Here is a 20,825-nt window from a genome sequence, read left to right as displayed (position 1 = left end):
AGTGTCTCTGATCGCTTCTGACCACTTCCGCATCGTTGTCGGCCTCGGCAAGAGCGGCATGTCCCTGGTTCGCTTCCTGGCGAACCGGGGCACGTCGTTTGCCGTGGCCGACACGCGGGAAAATCCACCGGAACTGGCCACGCTCAAGCGTGACTATCCGCACGTGGAAGTGCGTTGTGGCGAGCTGGACGTCGAATTCCTCTGCCGTGCCGACGAGCTCTACGTGAGCCCCGGCCTGGCGCTGGCGACCCCGGCCCTGCAAGCCGCCGCAGCCCGTGGCGTGAAAATGTCCGGCGACATCGAGCTGTTCGCGCGTAACGCGCGGGCGCCGATCGTCGCGATCACCGGTTCCAACGCTAAAAGCACCGTGACCACGCTGGTCGGTGAGATGGCGGCTGCGGCCGGCAAGCGCGTCGCTGTTGGCGGCAACCTCGGCACCCCGGCGCTGGACCTGCTCAGCGATGATGTCGAGCTGTACGTGATGGAACTGTCGAGTTTCCAGCTGGAAACCACCGACCAGCTCAACGCCGAAGTCGCCACCGTGCTGAACATCAGCGAAGACCACATGGACCGTTACAGCGGTCTGCCGGCGTATCACCTGGCCAAGCACCGGATCTTCCGCGGCGCCAGGCAGTTTGTGGTCAACCGTCAGGACGCCCTCAGCCGTCCATTGATCGGCGAAGGCCAGCCATGCTGGACCTTTGGCCTGAGCAAACCGGATTTCAAGGCGTTCGGCATTCGCGAAGAAGACGGCGAGAAGTATCTGGCCTTCGAATTCGAGAATCTGCTGCCGGTGCGTGAACTGAAAATTCGCGGCGCGCACAACCAGTCCAACGCTCTCGCAGCATTGGCACTGGGTCACGCTGTGGGTCTGCCGTTCGACGCCATGCTCTCGGCGCTGCGCACGTTTGCCGGTCTCGAACACCGTTGCCAGTGGGTGCGCGATCTCGACGGCGTGGCCTATTACAACGATTCCAAAGCCACCAACGTTGGCGCCGCTCTGGCCGCCATCGAAGGCTTGGGTGCGGACATCGACGGCAAGGTCATCCTGATCGCCGGCGGTGACGGCAAGGGCGCCGAGTTCAACGATCTGCGCGATCCGGTCGCAGCCAACTGCCGCGCCGTGGTGCTGATGGGCCGCGACAGCGACAAGATCGGCGAAGCCATCGGTGATGCCGTGCCGTTGATCCGCGCGACCTCCCTGGTCGACGCCGTTGCGCAATGCCGCGCCGCCGCCCAACCGGGTGACGTGGTGCTGCTGTCGCCGGCCTGCGCCAGTTTCGACATGTTCAAGAATTACGAAGACCGTGGTCACCAGTTCGTCCGCGCTGTGGAGGAACTGGCATGAACCTGAGAAACATCATCAAGCCGTACCCGTCGCCGCTGATCACCGGGCGTGGCATCGACCTCGACTTCCCGATGCTCGCCGGTTGCCTGGCGCTGCTGGGCCTGGGCCTGATCATGATCGCTTCGGCGTCCACCGAAGTGGCGGCGGCGCAGTCGGGCAGTCCGCTGTATTACATGATTCGCCACCTTATATATGTGGTGCTGGGTCTGGGCGCGTGCATCGTCACCATGATGATCCCGATCGCCACTTGGCAGCGCCTCGGCTGGATGATGCTGATCGGCGCGTTCGGCCTGCTGGTGATGGTGATCATCCCCGGCATCGGACGGGAAGTGAACGGTTCGATGCGCTGGATCGGTTTCAGCTTCTTCAACGTGCAGCCGTCGGAAATCGCCAAGGTGTTCGTGGTGATCTACCTCGCCGGTTATCTGGTGCGCCGGCAGAAAGAAGTACGCGAGAGCTGGATGGGCTTCTTCAAGCCGTTCATTGTCCTGCTGCCGATGGCCGGTCTGTTGCTCATGGAGCCGGACTTCGGTGCCACGGTAGTAATGATGGGCGCGGCGGCAGCGATGCTGTTTCTTGGCGGGGTCGGACTGTTCCGTTTCTCGCTGATGGTGGTGCTGGCGGTTGGCGCGGTGGTGTTGCTGATTCAGATGCAGCCCTATCGGATGGCGCGTCTGACCAACTTCGCCGACCCGTGGGCCGACCAGTTCGGCGCCGGTTATCAGTTGTCGCAAGCCTTGATTGCGTTCGGTCGCGGCGAGTGGCTGGGCGTCGGCCTGGGCAACAGCGTGCAGAAGCAGTTCTACCTGCCGGAAGCGCACACCGACTTCGTGTTCTCGGTCCTCGCCGAAGAACTGGGTGCGGTCGGTTCGCTGTGCACCGTCGCGCTGTTCGTGTTCGTGTGTATTCGCGGCATGTACATCGGCCTGTGGGCGGAGAAAGCCAAACAGTTCTTCGCCGCTTATGTGGCTTACGGCTTGTCGTTCCTGTGGATCGGCCAGTTCCTGATCAACATCGGCGTGAACGTCGGCCTGCTGCCAACCAAGGGCCTGACCTTGCCGTTCCTCAGTTACGGCGGCAGCTCGCTGGTGATCTGCTGCGCCTGTCTGGGCCTGTTGCTGCGCATCGAGTGGGAGAGTCGAACCCACCTGGGCAGCGAAGAGATGGAATTCCAGGAGAGCGACTTCGCCGAGGAGCCGACTCATGGGCGCTAACGTATTGATCATGGCCGGCGGTACCGGCGGCCACGTGTTCCCGGCGCTGGCCTGCGCCCGCGAATTCCAGGCGCGCGGCTACACCGTGCACTGGCTCGGCACGCCACGCGGGATCGAAAACGAACTGGTTCCGGCGGCAGGGCTTGAACTGCACCGGATCAACGCCAGCGGTCTGCGCGGCAAGGGCAAGCTGTCGCTGCTCAAGGCGCCGCTGATGCTGCTGAAATCGGTGTGGCAGGCGCGGGCGATCATGCGCCGGCTGAAGCCGGTATGCGTAGTCGGCTTCGGCGGTTATGTGACTGGCCCGGGTGGCCTTGCCGCGAAACTGGCTGGCGTGCCGGTGATCGTTCATGAGCAGAACGCTGTCGCCGGCACCGCCAATCGGTTGCTGGTGCCGTTCGCCGCCCGAGTGTGTGAAGCGTTCCCCGACACCTTTACTCTGTCGGACAGCCGCCGTACCACCGGTAATCCGGTGCGCAGCGAGCTTTTCCTCGAGACATCGCGACCGGCGCTGGCCGGGCGCAAAGCGCGTTTGCTGGTCCTTGGCGGTAGCCTGGGCGCAGAACCGTTGAACAAGTTGCTGCCTGAAGCCCTGGCCCAAGTCGCTGCCGACCTGCGCCCGGAAGTGTTTCATCAGGCCGGCAAAAATCACGATGAAGTGACTGCCGAGCGTTACCGCGCCGCGGGCGTGGAAGCGCAGGTGCAGCCGTTCATCAAAGACATGGCCCAGGCCTATGGCTGGGCTGACCTGGTGGTGTGCCGCGCCGGCGCGCTGACCATCAGTGAGCTGGCGGCCGCCGGTCTGCCCTCGATGCTGGTGCCTTTGCCCCATGCGATCGACGATCACCAGACCCGCAACGCCGATTATTTGGCCCGCGAAGGCGCTGCCTTCCTGATGCCGCAAAGAACGACTGGTGCCGCGGATCTTGCCGCGCGCCTGACAGAGGTCTTGATGCAACCGCAACGACTCGAAGCAATGGCCCAAGCGGCCCGCCGACTGGCCAAACCCGATGCCACCCGTAGCGTGGTCGATACCTGTCTGGAGGTGGCCCATGGTTGAGAATCAGAAAGCCATGCCACAACCGGAAATGCGCCGCATTCGGCGCATCCACTTCGTCGGCATCGGCGGCGTGGGCATGTGCGGTATCGCTGAAGTGTTGTTGAACCTGGGCTATCAAGTCTCCGGTTCCGACCTGAAAGCGTCGCCGGTCACCGAGCGCCTGGAATCGTTTGGCGCGCAGATTTTCATCGGTCACCGTGCCGAAAACGCCGCTACCGCCGACGTGCTGGTGGTGTCGAGCGCGGTGAACACGTCCAACCCGGAAGTCGCAACAGCGCTTGAGCGTCGCATTCCAGTGGTGCCGCGCGCAGAAATGCTCGCCGAGCTGATGCGCTATCGCCACGGCATCGCCGTCGCCGGTACCCACGGCAAGACCACCACCACCAGCCTGATCGCTTCGGTGTTCGCGGCCGGTGGTCTGGATCCGACGTTCGTGATTGGTGGTCGTCTGAACGCAGCGGGCACCAATGCCCAGCTCGGCACCAGCCGTTACCTGATCGCCGAAGCTGACGAAAGCGATGCGAGCTTCCTGCACCTGCAGCCGCTGGTGGCCGTGGTCACCAACATCGACGCCGACCACATGGCGACCTACGACGGTGATTTCAACAAGCTGAAGAAAACCTTCGTCGAATTCCTGCACAACCTGCCGTTCTACGGTCTGGCGGTGATGTGCCTGGACGATCCGGTAGTGCGTGAAATCCTGCCGCTGGTCAAACGTCCGACCGTGACCTATGGCTTCAGCGAAGACGCCGATGTGCGCGCCATCAATGTGCGCCAGCAGGGCATGCAGACCTTCTTCACTGTGCTGCGCCCGGATCGCGAGCCGCTCGACGTGTCGGTGAACATGCCCGGCAACCACAACGTGCTCAACTCGCTGGCGACCATCTGCATCGCCACCGACGAGGGCGTCAGCGATGAAGCCATCGTTCAGGGGCTTTCGGGTTTCCAGGGCGTTGGTCGGCGCTTCCAGGTCTACGGCGAACTGCCGGTGGATGGCGGCAACGTGATGCTGGTCGACGACTACGGTCACCACCCGACCGAAGTCGCGGCGGTGATCAAAGCCGTGCGCGGTGGCTGGCCGGAGCGTCGTCTGGTGATGGTCTACCAGCCGCACCGCTACAGCCGCACCCGCGACCTCTACGACGACTTCGTCAATGTGTTGGCCGACGCCAACGTGCTGCTGCTGATGGAAGTCTATCCGGCCGGCGAAGAGCCGATCCCCGGTGCCGACAGCCGCAAGCTGTGCAACAGCATCCGTCAGCGTGGTCAGCTCGACCCGATCTACATCGAGCGTGGCGTCGACCTGGCGCCGCTGGTCAAGCCGCTGCTGCGTGCCGGCGACATTCTGCTGTGCCAGGGCGCTGGTGATATCGGCGGTCTCGCGCCGAAACTGTTGAAAAGTGAGTTGTTCGCCGGCGCCGTGGCGGCGTCGGTCGAGGGGAAGTTGAAATGACTGCTGCCTACGCCAAGCTGTTCTCCACCATCGCGCCGAAAGACTTCGGCCGCGTCGCCGTGCTCTTCGGCGGCCTGAGTGCCGAGCGTGAGGTTTCGCTGAAATCCGGCAACGCCGTGCTCGAAGCGCTGCAAAGCGCAGGCGTGGATGCGTTCGGTATCGATGTGGGCGAAGACTTCCTGCAGCGTCTGCTCAGCGAAAAGATCGACCGCGCGTTCATCATTCTCCACGGTCGCGGCGGTGAAGACGGCAGCATGCAGGGCCTGCTCGAGTGCGCGGGCATCCCGTACACCGGCAGCGGCATTCTTGCTTCCGCACTGGCGATGGACAAACTGCGCACCAAGCAGGTCTGGCACAGCCTCGGGATTCCGACGCCGCGCCACGCCGTGCTGTGCAGCGAAGCCGATTGTATTTCGGCCGCGACGGAACTGGGCTTGCCTTTGATCGTCAAACCGGCGCATGAAGGTTCAAGTATCGGGATGGCCAAAGTGAATTCTGCGTCCGAGTTGATCGACGCATGGAAAGCGGCCAGTACCTACGATTCGCAAGTGTTGGTCGAGCAATGGATTCAAGGTCCGGAGTTCACCATCGCCACCCTGCGTGACCAGGTGTTGCCTCCTATCGCCCTGGGTACACCGCACACGTTCTACGACTACGACGCCAAGTACATCGCCAACGATACCCAGTACCGCATTCCGTGCGGACTGGACGCGGCCAAGGAACAGGAACTCATGGAACTCACGGCCAAGGCCTGTGAGGCGCTGGGTATCGCCGGTTGGGGCCGGGCGGACGTGATGCAGGACGCCGACGGGCAGTTCTGGTTCCTCGAAGTCAATACCGCTCCGGGCATGACCGATCACAGTCTGGTGCCGATGGCGGCGCGGGCTGCCGGTCTGGATTTCCAGCAACTGGTTCTGGCCATTCTGGCCGCCAGCGTTGAAGACGCAGGCGCAACAGAGGCGCGAGGTTAAGACCATGCAAGGCGCTCATCTCAGACATCAGCCACCCGCACCCGGCCGCAAGCCGGTGCCGCGGGGTGCCAGCCGAATGGTGGCGAAAGAGCCGATGTCCGCGCGCCTGCCGAAAGCCAATTTCAGCTTTCTGAAAAGCCTGTTCTGGCCAGTGCTGCTGGTAGCGCTGGGCTTTGGCACCTACGAAGGCGCGCAGCGTTTGCTGCCGTACGCCGACCGGCCGATCAGCAAGATCGCAGTGCAGGGCGACTTGAGCTACATCAGCCAGCAGGCGGTGCAGCAGCGGATCGCGCCGTTCGTGGCGTCGAGCTTCTTCACCATCGACCTCGCCGGTATGCGTACCGAGCTTGAGCAGATGCCGTGGATCGCCCACGCCGAAGTGCGCCGGGTATGGCCGGATCAGGTAGTGATCCGCCTCGAAGAGCAATTGCCGGTGGCGCGTTGGGGCGACGAGTCGTTGCTCAACAACCAGGGCCAGGCGTTCACGCCCAAGGAACTGGCGAACTACGAACATCTGCCGCAGCTGTTCGGCCCACAACGGGCTCAGCAGCAAGTGATGCAGCAGTATCAGGTGCTGAGCCAGATGCTGCGGCCGCTGGGTTTTTCGATTGCACGCCTGGAATTGCGTGAACGCGGCAGCTGGTTCCTGACCACCGGTGCCGGCAGCTCCGGCCCCGGCATCGAGTTGTTGCTGGGACGCGGCAACCTGGTGGAAAAGATGCGCCGCTTCATCGCCATCTATGACAAGACGCTGAAAGAGCAGATTACGAACATTGCGCGCATCGATCTGCGCTACGCCAACGGCCTTGCTGTTGGCTGGCGGGAACCCGTAGCGCCGACGACAGCCCAACCCGCTGTCGCAAAGAATTAAGAAGAGGCAGGACCCATGGCAAACGTGCAAAGCGGCAAAATGATCGTCGGTCTGGATATCGGCACCTCCAAAGTGGTGGCGCTGGTAGGCGAGGTCGCGGACGACGGCCAGCTGGAAATCGTCGGGATCGGCACGCATCCGTCCCGCGGCCTGAAGAAGGGCGTGGTGGTCAACATCGAATCCACCGTGCAGTCGATCCAGCGCGCGATCGAAGAAGCCCAACTGATGGCTGGCTGCCGCATTCACTCGGCATTTGTCGGCGTGGCCGGCAATCACATCCGCAGCCTGAACTCCCACGGCATCGTCGCGATCCGTGATCGCGAAGTCAGCTCGGCCGACCTTGAGCGTGTGCTCGACGCCGCGCAGGCCGTGGCCATCCCGGCTGACCAGCGCGTGCTGCACACCCTGCCGCAGGATTACGTGATCGATAACCAGGAAGGCGTGCGCGAGCCGCTGGGCATGTCCGGCGTGCGTCTGGAAGCCAAGGTTCACGTGGTCACCTGCGCCGTCAACGCTGCACAGAACATTGAAAAATGCGTGCGCCGCTGCGGCCTGGAAATCGACGACATCATTCTTGAGCAACTGGCCTCGGCCTACTCGGTGCTGACCGACGACGAGAAAGAACTGGGCGTGTGCCTGGTCGACATCGGCGGCGGCACCACCGACATCGCGATCTTCACCGAAGGCGCGATCCGTCACACCGCGGTAATCCCGATTGCCGGTGACCAGGTGACCAACGACATCGCCATGGCGTTGCGCACCCCGACCCAGTACGCCGAAGAAATCAAGATCCGCTACGCCTGCGCCCTGGCCAAACTGGCCGGTGCCGGTGAAACCATCAAGGTGCCAAGTGTCGGCGACCGTCCACCGCGCGAACTGTCGCGTCAGGCCCTGGCCGAAGTGGTCGAGCCGCGCTACGACGAACTGTTCACCCTGATCCAGGCTGAACTGCGTCGCAGCGGCTACGAAGACCTCATCCCGGCGGGCATCGTCCTCACCGGCGGTACTTCGAAAATGGAAGGCGCCACTGAACTGGCCGAGGAAATCTTCCACATGCCGGTGCGCCTCGGTGTGCCGCATGGCGTGAAAGGTCTGGATGACGTGGTGCGCAACCCGATTTATTCCACTGGCGTTGGCTTGTTGATGTACGGCCTGCAGAAGCAGTCCGACGGAGTTTCGTTCTCCGGCATCGGCAGCCGCGACAGCTACAGCAGCGAAGAGCCTCAGGCGCCGCTGCTGGACCGCTTGAAGAAGTGGGTCCAAGGCAATTTTTAAAGCTTTACCGCAACACCGCAACAAACAGCAGTAGGCGAAAAAACTAGAGAATGTAAGGAGAGGGAAAATGTTCGAACTCGTAGACAACATCCCCGCAAGCCCGGTAATCAAAGTTATCGGTGTCGGCGGTGGCGGCGGCAACGCTGTCAATCACATGGTCAAGAGCAACATCGAAGGCGTTGAGTTCATCTGCGCCAACACCGATGCTCAAGCGCTGAAAAACATCGGCGCGCGGACCATCCTGCAACTGGGCACTGGCGTGACCAAAGGCCTGGGTGCCGGCGCCAATCCCGAGGTCGGCCGTCAAGCCGCTCTGGAAGACCGCGAGCGCATCGCCGAAGTACTGGCCGGCACCAACATGGTGTTCATCACCACTGGCATGGGCGGCGGTACCGGTACCGGTGCGGCGCCGATCATCGCTGAAGTGGCCAAGGAAATGGGCATCCTGACCGTTGCGGTCGTGACCCGTCCGTTCCCGTTCGAAGGCCGCAAGCGTATGCAGATCGCCGACGAAGGCATCCGCATGCTCTCGGAAAGCGTCGACTCGCTGATCACCATTCCGAACGAAAAACTGCTGACCATCCTCGGCAAAGACGCAAGCCTCTTGTCGGCTTTCGCCAAGGCTGACGATGTACTGGCCGGTGCCGTTCGCGGTATCTCCGACATCATCAAGCGTCCGGGCATGATCAACGTCGACTTCGCCGACGTACGCACCGTGATGAGCGAAATGGGCATGGCGATGATGGGTACTGGCTGCGCCAGCGGTCCGAACCGTGCACGTGAAGCCACCGAAGCGGCAATCCGCAACCCGCTGCTCGAAGACGTCAACCTGCAAGGCGCGCGCGGCATTCTGGTGAACATCACCGCCGGTCCTGACCTGTCCCTGGGTGAGTACTCCGACGTCGGTTCGATCATCGAAGCCTTCGCTTCGGAGCACGCGATGGTCAAGGTCGGTACCGTTATCGATCCGGACATGCGCGACGAGCTGCACGTAACCGTGGTTGCCACCGGTCTGGGCGCGAAAATCGAGAAGCCTGTGAAGGTTATCGACAACACGGTCCACACCTCCATGGCTTCGGCGCAGGTGCAGCAACCGGCGCCGGCCCGTCAGGAGCAGCCAGCGGTGAACTACCGTGACCTGGACCGTCCGACCGTCATGCGCAACCAGGCTCAGGCCGGTGCTGCGGCTGCCGCGAAGATGAATCCGCAGGATGACCTGGACTACCTGGACATTCCGGCATTCCTGCGCCGTCAGGCCGATTGATGGAATGTATCAGGGCTATGAAGGTGATTGGTGTTCAGCAAAGGCATGGTCTGCTATCATCGCCAGCCTTTGTTGATACCAGTTCGCAATTTGCGCTGAAGCGGCCCAAGCCATGATTAAACAACGCACACTGAAAAATATTATCCGTGCCACAGGTGTAGGCCTGCACTCCGGTGAGAAGGTCTATCTGACTCTCAAGCCTGCGCCTGTCGACACTGGCATTGTGTTTTGTCGCGCTGACCTCGACCCTGTGGTGCAGATTCCTGCCCGCGCGGAAAACGTCGGTGAAACCACTATGTCGACGACGCTGATCAATGGCGACGTCAAAGTGGACACGGTAGAGCACTTGCTCTCGGCCATGGCTGGCCTGGGCATCGATAACGCCTACGTCGAGCTCTCCGCGTCCGAAGTCCCGATCATGGATGGCAGCGCTGGACCCTTCGTATTCCTGATTCAATCGGCTGGCCTGGAAGAGCAGGACGCCGCCAAGAAATTCATCCGCATCCTGCGTGAAGTGACAGTGGAAGACGGCGACAAGCGCGCCACTTTCGTCCCTTTCGAAGGCTTCAAGGTGAGCTTCGAGATCGATTTCGATCACCCGGTATTCCGGGACCGCACCCAGAGTGCAAGCGTGGATTTTTCCAGCACTTCGTTCGTAAAAGAAGTCAGCCGCGCCCGTACCTTTGGTTTCATGAGTGACATCGAGTACCTGCGCAAGCACAACCTCGCACTCGGCGGCAGCGTGGAAAACGCGATCGTGGTCGACGCTGATGGCGTGTTGAACGAAGACGGTCTTCGTTACGAAGATGAATTCGTCAAGCACAAAATCCTTGATGCGATTGGCGACCTGTACCTGCTGGGCAACAGCCTGATTGGTGAGTTCAAAGGCTTCAAGTCCGGTCATGCACTGAACAACCAGCTGCTGCGCAAATTGATTGAGCAGACAGATGCGTGGGAAGTGGTGACGTTCGAAGACGCCAGCACCGCACCGATCTCTTACATGCGCCCTGTTGCGGCCGTGTAAGTAAAAAACCTCTCTAGTTTTTTGAAGGCCATCCTCGGATGGCCTTTTTTTATACCTTTTACAAGATCAAAAGATCGCAGCCTTCGGCAGCTCCTACAGGAGTACCGCATTCCAAATGTAGGAGCTGCCGAAGGCTGCGATCTTTTGCGCTTATCAGACAGCTACAACCACCCTATTACGTCCGCCTTCCTTGGCCTGATACAACGCCTTGTCCGCCGCAAACAGCAACTGCTCCAGCGTCATCTCGCTCGCTGTCGTCCACGTCGCTATACCGATACTCACGGTCATCGCCCGCGCTGCGCCCTCGGCCCATGGCAGGTTTTCCACAGCCTGACGAATCTGCTCGGCGATCTGCTGCGCCCCTGCGCTGTCGGTTTCGGCGAGAATCACCGAAAACTCTTCACCGCCATAACGTGCGACCAGATCAGCCGGACGCCGCACATTTGCGGTGATCACCTTGGCCAGCTCGCGCAGCACCTGATCCCCAGCCTGATGGCCATGCTGGTCGTTGAAGGCCTTGAAGTGGTCGGCATCGATCATCATCACCGACAGCGGCTGGCCCGAGCGTTGCGCGCGGAACCACTCATGTCGCAGGGTCTGATCGAGCATGCGCCGGTTGGCCACGCCGGTCAGGTCATCGGTGGCGGCCAGTTGCGCCAGTTCGCGTTCGGCGCGATGGCGCAAACGCAGTTCGCGGGCGAGCAGCCAGGTCAGCCACAACAGGCCCAAGCACAACACGCCAGTGGCGCCGCTGATCAAGATCGCCGTGCGCCGCCAGGTGCCGAACACTTCATCGCTGGACAGCGCGACCATTACGGTCAACGGCAAATTGCCGACCCGCGAGTAGGTGTAGAGCCGGCGTTGTTTATCCATGCTGGAGGTGCTGGTGAAACTGCCGCTGCCATCGCGGTCGTTGAGAATGCGCACGACGTTGGGCCGATTGCCGAAACTCTTGCCCACCGAGTCGCTCTGCAAGTACGGCTTCTGCGCGAGCAGCACGCCGTCGCTGTTGATGATGTTCAGGGTACTGTCGGTGCCGATGTCGAGGCTTTTGAACAGATCGTCGAAGTAGTCGAGTTTCAACGACGCCGCCGCCACGCCAATGAATTCACCGGTCTGCGAGGAAATGCGTCGGCTGAAGCTGATGCGCCACTGATCGGCCTCGTCGCAATCGCAACGGGTCTTGAACGGACGGCTGATGAACATGCCGACATCGCGGTTGAACGCATGGGCGAGGAAATAATCCCGGTCAGCGAAATTGCCCGGTTTCGGTTCGATGCGCGAGGAGTCGGCGATCACCTCGCCATGCTTGTCCAGCAGCAGAATGTCGCCTTTGAAGCGCGCGGTGGCCGAGCGATCAAACAGCGCAAGATGACGGATCTGCGGCGAGACATTTTGCAGGTCGTCACGCTGGGCGGCGGCGATCAGGCCTTGCAGTGTCAGGTCGTACAGCTCGACGGTGCGCAGCACGTCGGCGTCGATCAATTGCGCAATGGTGGTCGCACGGCGGGTGGCGGCGTCCTGCGCACTGGCGTACTCGCGGATCAGCAGGAAGGTGACGATGCACACCATCGCAATCACGGTCAGCAGACTGCCGAGGATCAGCAGGCGCTCGGGGCGACCGGTCTGGCCTGCGATGGAAGGAGTACGGCTGGCGATCATGATGGGGGTTCGGGTTGAGGGATTCCAATAAGCGTAGTTGCACAATGAGCCTGCTCACCCTGTAGGAGCTGCCGAAGGCTGCGATCTTTTGATTTTTAGAACAAGATCAAAAGATCGCAGCCTTCGGCAGCTCCTTCAGAGGAATTACCCGCAACAGGTTCAATGTTGCTTGAGCTCAAGCTTGGTAGCGATCTTAGAAGACGTTGACCGGGTAGTCGATGATCACGCGGTATTCATCTGTATCCGAATCAATCGCGCCGTAGCCGTTGCCGCCACGGTTGGTCGCCCATTGCAGGCGCACCGCTAGGTCCTTGGCCTGACCGCTTTGCACGACGTACTGCAAATCGATGTCGCGCTCCCAGTGTTTGGCGTTGCGGCCATCAGCGCTGTACCAGCTGGAATAGCCTGCGCTGTCCGGATCGGTTTTGGTCAGGTCGACCGTGCCGCGCGAATAGGACAGCGCCGAAGTCAGCCCTGGCAGGCCGACACCCGTGAAGTCGTAAGCGTACTTGAGCTTCCAGGAGCGTTCGTTCGGGCCGTTGAAATCCGAGTATTGCTGGGAATTGTCCAGGTAAACGCTGTCGCCCTGGCGGATGTAGTCGAACGGTGTGTTGCCGTTGACCCGCTGGTACGCGGCGGTAACGCTGTGGCTGCCGACGCCGACGGTGAGATGCGCGCTGTAAGTGTTGTTGTCGATGTCGCCCAGCAGCGCCTCGCCGGTGTCTTGCGTGTGATAGAAGTGCACGCCCGGGTTGAGGCTGACCAGATCGTTCAGTTGCCAGGTGTAGTCGAGGTCGTAGTAGTACTGGTTCCAGATGTCTTTCAGCTCAGAGGCATAAAGGCTACTGGTCAGGCCTTCAACACCGCTCCAGGCTACGCCGGCCCAGTTCAGGTGCCGGCTCTCATCGCCATCGGCGAGCGTGCCGTACGACGTACCGATTCGCGTGTGGCCGCTCTGGTTATACGGCTTGGTGAAGCTGGCCTGGCCACCTTCGATCAGCCAGCCATCAAAGCTGTGGTTGCTCAGGCTGATGCCACGAAAGGTCTGCGGCAGCATGCGCGTGTCGCCGCCGGCAATCACCGGGTTGGTGAGGAACAGGTCACCGGCCTTCAACTCGGTCTCGAATGCACGCAATTTCAGCGTCCCGCCTGCGGTGGAGAACGAGCCCGGCGCTTTGCCGTTGCCATCGCTGATCGGCAGGATGCTCGAACCGTCAGTCCCGCCACCGCCGTCAATTTTCAGGCCGAGCATGGCGTGGGCATCGACGCCGAAGCCAATCGTGCCTTCGGTGTAGCCGGACTGGAACACCCCGAGAAACCCCTGACCCCACTCGATGTTGTCGTCCGCTTGCTGCAAGCGGTTGCGATTCATGTAGTAGTTGCGGGCGTTGAGGTTGAGATTCGAGCCTTTGACGAAGCCTTGTTCGGCAGGCTCCTCGGCATGGGCGGCGGGGGCAATAGTTGCGGCCATTGCAATGAACAGCGGGGTGAGGCGGGCAGGGTAAAACACGTGCAGTGAAGCTCCTTGGGTCAACGGGCTGCTCTGTTTCTTGAGCAGCTTGATGTTTCTTGTTGTTACAGACGCACCAGACGGCTTTCAGACCACAACGAAAAAAGGCCGCTGAACGGCAGCGGCCTGGAGTGACGACGGTTGAACGGGAAGAGCCAAACAACCGCGTCGAGGGAAACTTTTCGCGGTGCGACTCAGCTGTCTTTCTCGAGCGCTTGAGTCTGGGAAGTAGCGGCCTGCGGGGATTGCGTCGCGTCCTGAGCCTTGGCCATCACTTCGGCCTGATGCTGATCGAATGCCTGCGCGCGAGCGACTTTTTGCGCCACGAACGTTTGCGATTCTTCAGCCATCGCCATCGGCGACAGGATCAATGAGGACAAAACGAACGCGCTGGCAATACCCATACTGTTGGACATCTGGAAAACCTTCTCGCTTGGCGAGTGCTGTTTGGTGCGGGCAAAGATAAGGTTGCCAAGGGTCGGGAAACAGCGTGATTTTCATAAATGACTGTTACGGCAAAAGCAAAGATCACCCCTTCACCCCAGCCCTCCCGAAACGTCGGACCGCCCCCAAGGGGGCGAGGGGGAAAGGGAGCCGATCGGGGGCTTTTTCAGGACCTGAGTTCGGCTCAGGAATTTCAGGTCGGCGTATCCTCAACATCCAGCGCGGTCAGTCCCCTCTCCCTCCGGGAGAGGGTTAGGGTGAGGGGCTTTTCAAACCGGCAAATAAATCCCGAAGGTATTCATCCCCCGATCACTGCGCACAAACACATCCCCGCCATGCATCAGCGCGATCGCCTTGACGATCGCCAGCCCCAGCCCGTGGTTATTGCCGCTGTTGCTGCGCGAAGCATCGACCCGATAAAACCGTTCGAACAACCTTGGCAAATGCTCACTGGCAATCGGCGTCCCGGGATTGGCCACGCCGATGCTCACCTGATGTTCTTGGACCTCGATGCGCACCTCGATCACCTGCCCCGGTTCGGTGTGCTGCACCGCGTTGCTCAGCAAATTGATCAGCGCCCGGCGCAGATGCGCGACCTCGATCTGTACCTGCGCATCGCCGCTGACCTGCACTTCAACCTGAGCGTCCTCAAGAATGAAATCCAGATAATCCAGCGTCGTCGCCACCTCATCGGCCAATGAGGTCGAAGTCAGTTTGGTCGCCTTGTTGCCCTGATCGGCGCTGGCCAGGAACAACATATCGTTGATGATCGAACGCAGTCGCTCCAGCTCCTCAAGATTGGATTGCAGCACTTCGAAATAGTGTTCGGCCGAGCGCCCGCGGGTGAGCGCGACCTGGGTCTGGCCGATCAGGTTGGTCAGCGGCGAGCGCAACTCATGAGCGACGTCGGCGTTGAATGATTCCAGCCGCGAATAGGCCAGTTCTACCCGCTCCAGCGTCGAGTTGAAAGACTCGACAAACTGTTCCAGCTCCGGCGGCAGCGGCGATAGGCGCAAGCGTCCTGCTCTTAGCGGTGGCGCCAGCCGTTGAGCTTCGTGGGACAGTTTGATCAGTGGCTTCAAACCAATCCGCGCCACCCAATAGCCCAGCGCCGAAGCCATCAGCACACCGGCAATCGCCAGACCGATCAACGCAATCAGCAGATTGTGCTGCGTCTCATGGAAGGTCTCGGTATCAATGCCGATCATGAAGCGCAGCGGTGGGCGCTGGTCCTTGGCCGGCAACTCGGTCAACAGCACCTTCAGCGGATAACGATGGTCGGCCAAATGCAGGTCATGCATGCCCAGCGGACCTTGAGCGAAGGCCCGAATAGCGGCGTCGGGTTGTCCATATTCGTAACCCGGATTACCACTGACCACCCAGAACCGGATGCGCTTGTCTTCTTCGCCGAGCAGCTTCAGCTTGGCGTTGATCTTCACCCAGTGTTCCGGTGTGCCGAAGCGATTGAGCGCCGATTCGAGCACGCTGTAACGCGCATCCAGCTCGGCCTCGGGCAACAATCCCAAGCCCTTGTCCACCTGTTGATAAAGCGCGCCGCCGATCAACAGAAACACCAATAGCGCGACCAGTGTAAACATTCCGCTCAGGCGCAGAGCAATCGAATTACTGGACACCACGGCTCTCCAACACATAGCCCATGCCGCGAATGGTATGCAGCAGTTTCTCGTCGAACGGGCCGTCGAGCTTGGCGCGCAGGCGTTTGATCGCGACTTCGACGACGTTGGCGTCGCTGTCGAAATTGATGTCCCAGACCATCTCGGCGATCGCGGTTTTCGAGAGGATTTCGCCCTGGCGCCGAGCGAGCACACTGAGCAGGGAAAACTCTTTCGCGGTCAGATCCAGGCGCGTGCCGGCGCGGGTGGCCTTGCGGCTGATCAAATCGATCCACAAGTCGGCGATGGTCACTTGCACCGGCTCATGGCCGCCGCTGCGCCGGGTCAACGCTTGCAGGCGGGCGACCAGTTCGAGGAAGGAAAACGGCTTGCCGAGGTAATCGTCGGCACCGTCGCGCAGGCCCTTGATACGGTCTTCGACGCGCTCGCGGGCGGTGAGCATGATCACCGGGGTCTGCTTGCGTGCACGCAATGCACGCAGCACGCCGAAGCCATCGAGCTCCGGCAACATGACGTCGAGGACAATCACTGCGTAGTCGCATTCCAGCGCCAGATGCAGGCCTTCAACGCCGTCGCGGGCAAGGTCCACGGTGTAGCCCTGTTCGGTCAGGCCACGGTGCAGATAGTCCGCGGTTTTTTCTTCGTCTTCGATAATCAGAACGCGCATGACCGCCTCAGTCTGTGGTCGCCAGTGCCGTTGCGGGCGTTGGGGCTGGTGGGTGTGAGTGCCGGTGGAACAGCCGTTCGAGCCATAAGTATATGACCGGCGTGGTGAACAGCGTCAGCATCTGGCTGACCAGCAAACCGCCGACCACGGCAATGCCCAGCGGCTGGCGCAGTTCGGCGCCGGTGCCGTAACCGAGCATCAGCGGCAACGCGCCGAGCAGGGCGGCGAGGGTGGTCATGATGATCGGCCGAAACCGGGTGATGCACGCCTCGAAAATCGCCTCTTGCGGCGGCAGTCCACGCTGGCGCTGCGCCTCAAGGGCAAAGTCGATCATCAGGATGCCGTTCTTCTTGACGATACCGATCAGCAGCACCAGGCCGATCAACGCCATGATCGAAAAATCCTGGCCGCAGATCCACAGCATGATCACCGCGCCGAGGCCTGCCGCCGGCAATGTCGAAATGATTGTCAGCGGATGGACGAAGCTTTCATAAAGCACGCCGAGAATGATGTACACCGCCACCAGCGCCGCGAGAATCAGCCACGGCTGGCTGGCCAGCGAACTCTGGAACGCCTGCGCCGCGCCCTGGAAATTGCCGCTGATCGCGGTGGGCATGCCGATCTCGGCCTTGGCCTGGTTGAGCAGAATCACCGCATCGCCCAGCGCCACGCCCGGGGCGAGGTTGAACGACAGGTTGGCGGCGGGGAACATGCCGTCGTGGGCAATCGACAGCGGGCCGATGGTCGGCGCGTCGAACCTTGCCAGCGCCGACAGCGGCACCATCTCGCCGCTAAGTGGCGAACGCAGGTAAAAATAGTTGAGGCTCTCGGCCTTGCCGCGTTGCCTGGTGTCCAGCTCGAGAATCACGTTGTACTGATTGACCTGGGTCTGGAATTCATTGATCTGCCGTTGGCCGAACGCATCGTACAGCGCCTCGTCGACATCGCTGGCAGTCAGGCCGAAACGCGCCGCAGCGCTACGGTCGATGCTGATGTGAGTGATGCTGCCGCCCAGTTGCAGATCATTGGAAATGTCGCGGAACGCCGGATTGCTGCGCAGCTTCTCGGTCAGGCGTTGGGTCCACGTTGCCAGCGTCGCGCCGTCATTGCTCTTCAGCACGTATTGGTACTGCGCACGGCTCGGGCCGGAGCTGAGGTTGATGTCCTGCCCTGCGCGCAAATACAGGACGATGCCGGGGACTTTCATCAGTTGCGGGCGGATGCGGTCGATGAACTGGCTGGCGCTGACATCGCGATCGCCACGTTTTTTCAGCGCGATCCAGAAGCGCCCGTTGGCGATGGTCTGGTTGCTGCCGGAAACCCCGACCGAGTGGGAAAACGCCTGCACCGCCGGATCGGCCGCGACGATTTCGGCCATGGCCAAGTGTTTTTTCACCATATCGCCGTAGGAAATATCCGCAGCGGCTTCGGTGGTGCCGAGGACAAAACCGGTGTCCTGCACCGGGAAGAAGCCCTTGGGAATGAAGATGTACCCGGCAACCGCCAACGCCAGCGAAAGACCGAACACACCGATCATCAATTTCTGATGGTCGAGGGCGCGGCGCAGGCCCTTTTCGTACCAGCCGAGCAGGCGTTCGCTGAAACCGGGTTTGGCATTGGCATGATGCAGCGGTTTGCGCATGAACAGCGCGGCAAGCGTTGGCGCGAGCGTCAGCGACACCACCACGGAAATCATGATCGTCGAAGTCGCGGTCAGGGCGAATTCCTTGAACAGTCGCCCGACCACACCGCCCATGAACAGCAGCGGAATGAACGCCGCCACCAGCGAAAAACTGATCGAAACGACGGTGAAGCCGATCTCGCCGGCACCCTTGATTGCCGCCTCGCGCATGTCATCGCCGGCCTCGAGATGGCGGTGGATGTTCTCCACCACGACAATGGCATCGTCGACCACGAAGCCGACCGCGACGACGATCGCCACCAGCGTCAGGTTGTTCAGGCTGAAGCCGAGCACGTACATCAGGGCGAAACTGGCGATCAGCGAGACACCGAGCACCGCCGAGACAATCAGCGTTGCCGACAACTGCCGCAGGAACAGCGCCATCACCGCGACCACCAGCAGGATCGCGATCAGCAACGTGATCTCGACTTCATGCAGCGAGGCGCGGATGGTCTGCGTGCGGTCTATCAGGGTTTTCACCTGCACCGACGCCGGCAGCATGGCTTCGAGACCGGGCAGGGCGGCTTGAATGCGGTCGACGGTCTCGACAATGTTGGCGCCGGGCTGGCGCGAGATCACCAGGTTCACCCCCGGACGATCACCTGCCCAGGCCTGCACGTAGGCATCTTCCGCACCGTTGACGACTTTGGCGACGTCGCGCAGGTGAACCGGGGCGCCATCCTTGTAGGAAACGATGAGCTGGCTGTAGTCCTCGGGGTGGAACAACTGGTCGTTGGTCGACAGCGTCGAGATACTCGATTCGCCGTACAGCGCACCTTTGGCGAGGTTAAGGCTGGTCTGCTGGATCGCCAGCCTGATGTCGGCCAGCGTCAGGCCAATGGCCGCGAGTTTGTCCGCCGAAGCCTGTACGCGAATCGCCGGACGTTGCTGACCGGTGATGTTGATCTGGCCGACGCCGTCGATCTGGCTGATCTGCCGGGCGAGCAGGGTTTCCACCAGGTCGCTGAGTTCGGTGCCGGGCATCTGTGTCGAGCTGACACTGAGGATCAGCACCGGGCTGTCGGCCGGGTTGACCTTCTTCCATGTCGGCAGCGTCGGCATGTCCTTGGGCAACTTGCCGGCGGCGGTGTTGATCGCTGCCTGCACTTCCTGAGCAGCGGTGTCGATGCTTTTGTCGAGGGTGAATTGCAGGGTCAGCAGGGTTGAGCCCAGCGCGCTGCTCGAGGTCATCTGGGTCATGCCGGGGATCGCGCTGAATTGCACCTCCAGCGGCGTCGCCACCGAGGACGCCATGGTGTCCGGGCTGGCGCCGGGCAACTGCGCCGAGACTTGGATCGTAGGAAATTCCGCTTCCGGCAGTGGGGCGATCGGCAAGCGCGGGAAGGCAATCGCCCCGACCAGCACCAGCGCGATCGTCAACAGGATCGTCGCCACCGGGTGATCGATGCACCAGGTCGAGATGCCTTTGTGCGAGTTCATGGCTTCGGCTCCGCCTGCACCACTTGCGCCGGCTCACTCATGACTTGCACGCTCGATCCCGGCTTGAGCCGCGACTGGCCGTCGGTCACCAGCACGTCGCCGACGTTGACGCCTTTGATGATGTCCTGACCGCTGCCCTGATACACCATCTGCACCGGCACCGCTTCGACCTTGTCGCCGTTCACGCGATAAACGAAGTGTTGTTCGAGGCCACGTTGTACGACGGTGGGCGGAACGACCAGCGCATCTTTATCCACAGCCGTCTGAATTTTTACCGTGACCAGCAAACCCGGCCAGAGCTTCTGGCTGGCGTTGGCGAACTCGGCCTTGGCGCGGATGGTGCCGGTGTTGGCGTTGATCTGGTTGTCGATCAGGGTCAGATGACCTTCGCCGAGCAGATTGCCGGTTTCGCCATCGGTATCGGCGCCGATGTAAGCCTTGACCGGGGCGCGTTGCGGATCGCTGATCAGGCTTTGCAGGGTCGGCAGCATTTGCTGCGGCAGGGAGAACTCGACGGCGATTGGATCGATCTGGGTAACGGTGAACAGGCCTTGGGTGTCGGTCATGCGCAGGAAATTGCCTTCATCGACCGTACGAATACCGACGCGCCCGGTGACCGGGGAGCGAATCTGCGTGTAGGACAGTTGCACCTGCGCCGCGTCGATCGAGGCCTGATTGCCTTGCGCCGTGGCTTTGAGCTGGTTGACCAAGGCCTGTTGCTGGTCGAAGGTCTGTTTCGACACGCCGTCGTCAACGCTGAGCAGTTTGTAGCGCTTGAGATTGACCAGCGCGACCTGCAACTGCGCCTGGCTCTCGCCCAACTGCGCCCGGGCCTGATCGAGGCTGGCGCGGATCGAGCGGTCGTCGATGGTAGCGAGCAGGTCGCCTGCTTTGACCAGTTGACCTTCCTTGACCAGAATTTTCGTCAGGATGCCATCGATCTGTGGACGCACCACCACACTGTGGAGTGAAAGCACCGAGCCGATGCCGCTGGTATAACGCGGCACGTCTTTGGCGTTCACCGTCACCACCCGCACCGGGATGGCGGTCGGGCTGGCCAGTTTGGTCGGTGCGGGTTTGAGCACAAACCACAGGCCGACGGCTGCCAGCAGAATCACGAGAGTGGCCAGCAGGATTTTGTTTTTCTGAATGGACATGCGCGGCGCCGAAGTCTGGAGTTTGGGCAGATTGAACAGTTATAAACCGGTCAGGCGGTCGGCAGGGTGACGGCTGGCTGTCAGGATTGTCAGTTTCCGGCGTTAATTGCAGTGGCAGCGATTACCGTTGGGTTGATAAGTCCCTAAAAG

The 20,825-nt window shown here is 61.3% G+C and carries 16 protein-coding genes; 9 read left to right on the top strand and 7 right to left on the bottom strand.

Annotated features, from left to right (window positions below):
- The first annotated feature begins 1 nt into the window (after position 1).
- From murD to lpxC, 9 genes are all read left to right on the top strand, one after another.
- Positions 2-1,348, top strand: a complete 1,347-nt coding sequence (gene murD / locus GXB78_RS09195; RefSeq protein WP_329515169.1) for a UDP-N-acetylmuramoyl-L-alanine--D-glutamate ligase — start codon at positions 2-4, stop codon at positions 1,346-1,348.
- The gene (gene ftsW / locus GXB78_RS09190) at positions 1,345-2,562 is read left to right on the top strand and encodes a putative lipid II flippase FtsW (protein ID WP_016773276.1); all 1,218 of its coding nucleotides are present in this window, start codon (positions 1,345-1,347) and stop codon (positions 2,560-2,562) included. Before murD ends, ftsW begins: the two co-directional genes overlap by 4 nt.
- Complete coding sequence (gene murG / locus GXB78_RS09185; RefSeq protein ID WP_329515168.1) at positions 2,552-3,622, top strand: undecaprenyldiphospho-muramoylpentapeptide beta-N-acetylglucosaminyltransferase; 1,071 nt, start codon at positions 2,552-2,554, stop codon at positions 3,620-3,622. Before ftsW ends, murG begins: the two co-directional genes overlap by 11 nt.
- Complete coding sequence (gene murC / locus GXB78_RS09180; RefSeq protein WP_329515167.1) at positions 3,615-5,075, top strand: UDP-N-acetylmuramate--L-alanine ligase; 1,461 nt, start codon at positions 3,615-3,617, stop codon at positions 5,073-5,075. The genes murG and murC overlap by 8 nt, the downstream gene beginning before the upstream one ends.
- A complete protein-coding gene (locus GXB78_RS09175; protein ID WP_016773280.1) occupies positions 5,072-6,046 on the top strand; it encodes a D-alanine--D-alanine ligase in 975 nt (324 codons plus the stop codon). The genes murC and GXB78_RS09175 overlap by 4 nt, the downstream gene beginning before the upstream one ends.
- Before the next feature lie 4 nt (positions 6,047-6,050).
- The gene (locus tag GXB78_RS09170) at positions 6,051-6,917 is read left to right on the top strand and encodes a cell division protein FtsQ/DivIB (protein ID WP_039761388.1); all 867 of its coding nucleotides are present in this window, start codon (positions 6,051-6,053) and stop codon (positions 6,915-6,917) included.
- Between the two features lie 15 nt (positions 6,918-6,932).
- A complete protein-coding gene (gene ftsA, locus GXB78_RS09165) occupies positions 6,933-8,192 on the top strand; it encodes a cell division protein FtsA (RefSeq protein WP_016773282.1) in 1,260 nt (419 codons plus the stop codon).
- 67 nt (positions 8,193-8,259) lie between these two features.
- Entirely contained in the window at positions 8,260-9,456 is a 1,197-nt protein-coding gene (gene ftsZ, locus GXB78_RS09160; RefSeq protein WP_016773283.1) for a cell division protein FtsZ, read from the top strand.
- Positions 9,457-9,568: 112 nt separating this feature from the next.
- On the top strand, positions 9,569-10,480 hold the full coding sequence (gene lpxC, locus GXB78_RS09155; RefSeq protein ID WP_007916984.1) for a UDP-3-O-acyl-N-acetylglucosamine deacetylase: 912 nt from the start codon (positions 9,569-9,571) through the stop codon (positions 10,478-10,480).
- Positions 10,481-10,633: 153 nt separating this feature from the next.
- On the opposite strand, the gene GXB78_RS09150 is transcribed toward lpxC, so the two are convergent.
- The 7 genes from GXB78_RS09150 to GXB78_RS09120 all read right to left on the bottom strand — a co-directional run bounded on the left by GXB78_RS09150 (position 10,634) and on the right by GXB78_RS09120 (position 20,675).
- Entirely contained in the window at positions 10,634-12,142 is a 1,509-nt protein-coding gene (locus GXB78_RS09150; RefSeq protein WP_329515166.1) for a sensor domain-containing diguanylate cyclase, read from the bottom strand.
- 193 nt (positions 12,143-12,335) lie between these two features.
- Complete coding sequence (locus GXB78_RS09145; RefSeq protein WP_408005119.1) at positions 12,336-13,613, bottom strand: OprD family porin; 1,278 nt, start codon at positions 13,611-13,613, stop codon at positions 12,336-12,338.
- Positions 13,614-13,846: 233 nt separating this feature from the next.
- A complete protein-coding gene (locus tag GXB78_RS09140; protein WP_329515164.1) occupies positions 13,847-14,068 on the bottom strand; it encodes a hypothetical protein in 222 nt (73 codons plus the stop codon).
- Positions 14,069-14,365: 297 nt separating this feature from the next.
- Complete coding sequence (locus GXB78_RS09135; RefSeq protein WP_329515163.1) at positions 14,366-15,730, bottom strand: heavy metal sensor histidine kinase; 1,365 nt, start codon at positions 15,728-15,730, stop codon at positions 14,366-14,368.
- A complete protein-coding gene (locus GXB78_RS09130) occupies positions 15,720-16,397 on the bottom strand; it encodes a heavy metal response regulator transcription factor (RefSeq protein WP_329515162.1) in 678 nt (225 codons plus the stop codon). The genes GXB78_RS09135 and GXB78_RS09130 overlap by 11 nt, the downstream gene beginning before the upstream one ends.
- 7 nt (positions 16,398-16,404) lie before the next feature.
- Positions 16,405-19,518, bottom strand: a complete 3,114-nt coding sequence (locus GXB78_RS09125; RefSeq protein WP_329515161.1) for a multidrug efflux RND transporter permease subunit — start codon at positions 19,516-19,518, stop codon at positions 16,405-16,407.
- The gene (locus GXB78_RS09120; protein ID WP_329515160.1) at positions 19,515-20,675 is read right to left on the bottom strand and encodes an efflux RND transporter periplasmic adaptor subunit; all 1,161 of its coding nucleotides are present in this window, start codon (positions 20,673-20,675) and stop codon (positions 19,515-19,517) included. The genes GXB78_RS09125 and GXB78_RS09120 overlap by 4 nt, the downstream gene beginning before the upstream one ends.
- Positions 20,676-20,825 lie beyond the last annotated feature (150 nt).

Source organism: Pseudomonas moraviensis subsp. stanleyae, assembly GCF_036283065.1.
GTDB classification, from domain to species: Bacteria; Pseudomonadota; Gammaproteobacteria; order Pseudomonadales; family Pseudomonadaceae; genus Aquipseudomonas; species Aquipseudomonas stanleyae.
The sequence above is the reverse complement of the archived record's forward strand: the minus strand, read 5'-3'. Positions and strand labels throughout refer to the sequence as shown.

Coding starts and splice junctions, on each gene's coding strand:
- ftsW (WP_016773276.1), top strand. CDS start 1,345: ATGAACCTGAGAAACATCATCAAGCCGTACCCGTCGCCGCTGATCACC.
- murG (WP_329515168.1), top strand. CDS start 2,552: ATGGGCGCTAACGTATTGATCATGGCCGGCGGTACCGGCGGCCACGTG.
- murC (WP_329515167.1), top strand. CDS start 3,615: ATGGTTGAGAATCAGAAAGCCATGCCACAACCGGAAATGCGCCGCATT.
- GXB78_RS09175 (WP_016773280.1), top strand. CDS start 5,072: ATGACTGCTGCCTACGCCAAGCTGTTCTCCACCATCGCGCCGAAAGAC.
- GXB78_RS09170 (WP_039761388.1), top strand. CDS start 6,051: ATGCAAGGCGCTCATCTCAGACATCAGCCACCCGCACCCGGCCGCAAG.
- ftsA (WP_016773282.1), top strand. CDS start 6,933: ATGGCAAACGTGCAAAGCGGCAAAATGATCGTCGGTCTGGATATCGGC.
- ftsZ (WP_016773283.1), top strand. CDS start 8,260: ATGTTCGAACTCGTAGACAACATCCCCGCAAGCCCGGTAATCAAAGTT.
- lpxC (WP_007916984.1), top strand. CDS start 9,569: ATGATTAAACAACGCACACTGAAAAATATTATCCGTGCCACAGGTGTA.
- GXB78_RS09150 (WP_329515166.1), bottom strand. CDS start 12,142: ATGATCGCCAGCCGTACTCCTTCCATCGCAGGCCAGACCGGTCGCCCC.
- GXB78_RS09145 (WP_408005119.1), bottom strand. CDS start 13,613: ATGGCCGCAACTATTGCCCCCGCCGCCCATGCCGAGGAGCCTGCCGAA.
- GXB78_RS09140 (WP_329515164.1), bottom strand. CDS start 14,068: ATGTCCAACAGTATGGGTATTGCCAGCGCGTTCGTTTTGTCCTCATTG.
- GXB78_RS09130 (WP_329515162.1), bottom strand. CDS start 16,397: ATGCGCGTTCTGATTATCGAAGACGAAGAAAAAACCGCGGACTATCTG.
- GXB78_RS09125 (WP_329515161.1), bottom strand. CDS start 19,518: ATGAACTCGCACAAAGGCATCTCGACCTGGTGCATCGATCACCCGGTG.
- GXB78_RS09120 (WP_329515160.1), bottom strand. CDS start 20,675: ATGTCCATTCAGAAAAACAAAATCCTGCTGGCCACTCTCGTGATTCTG.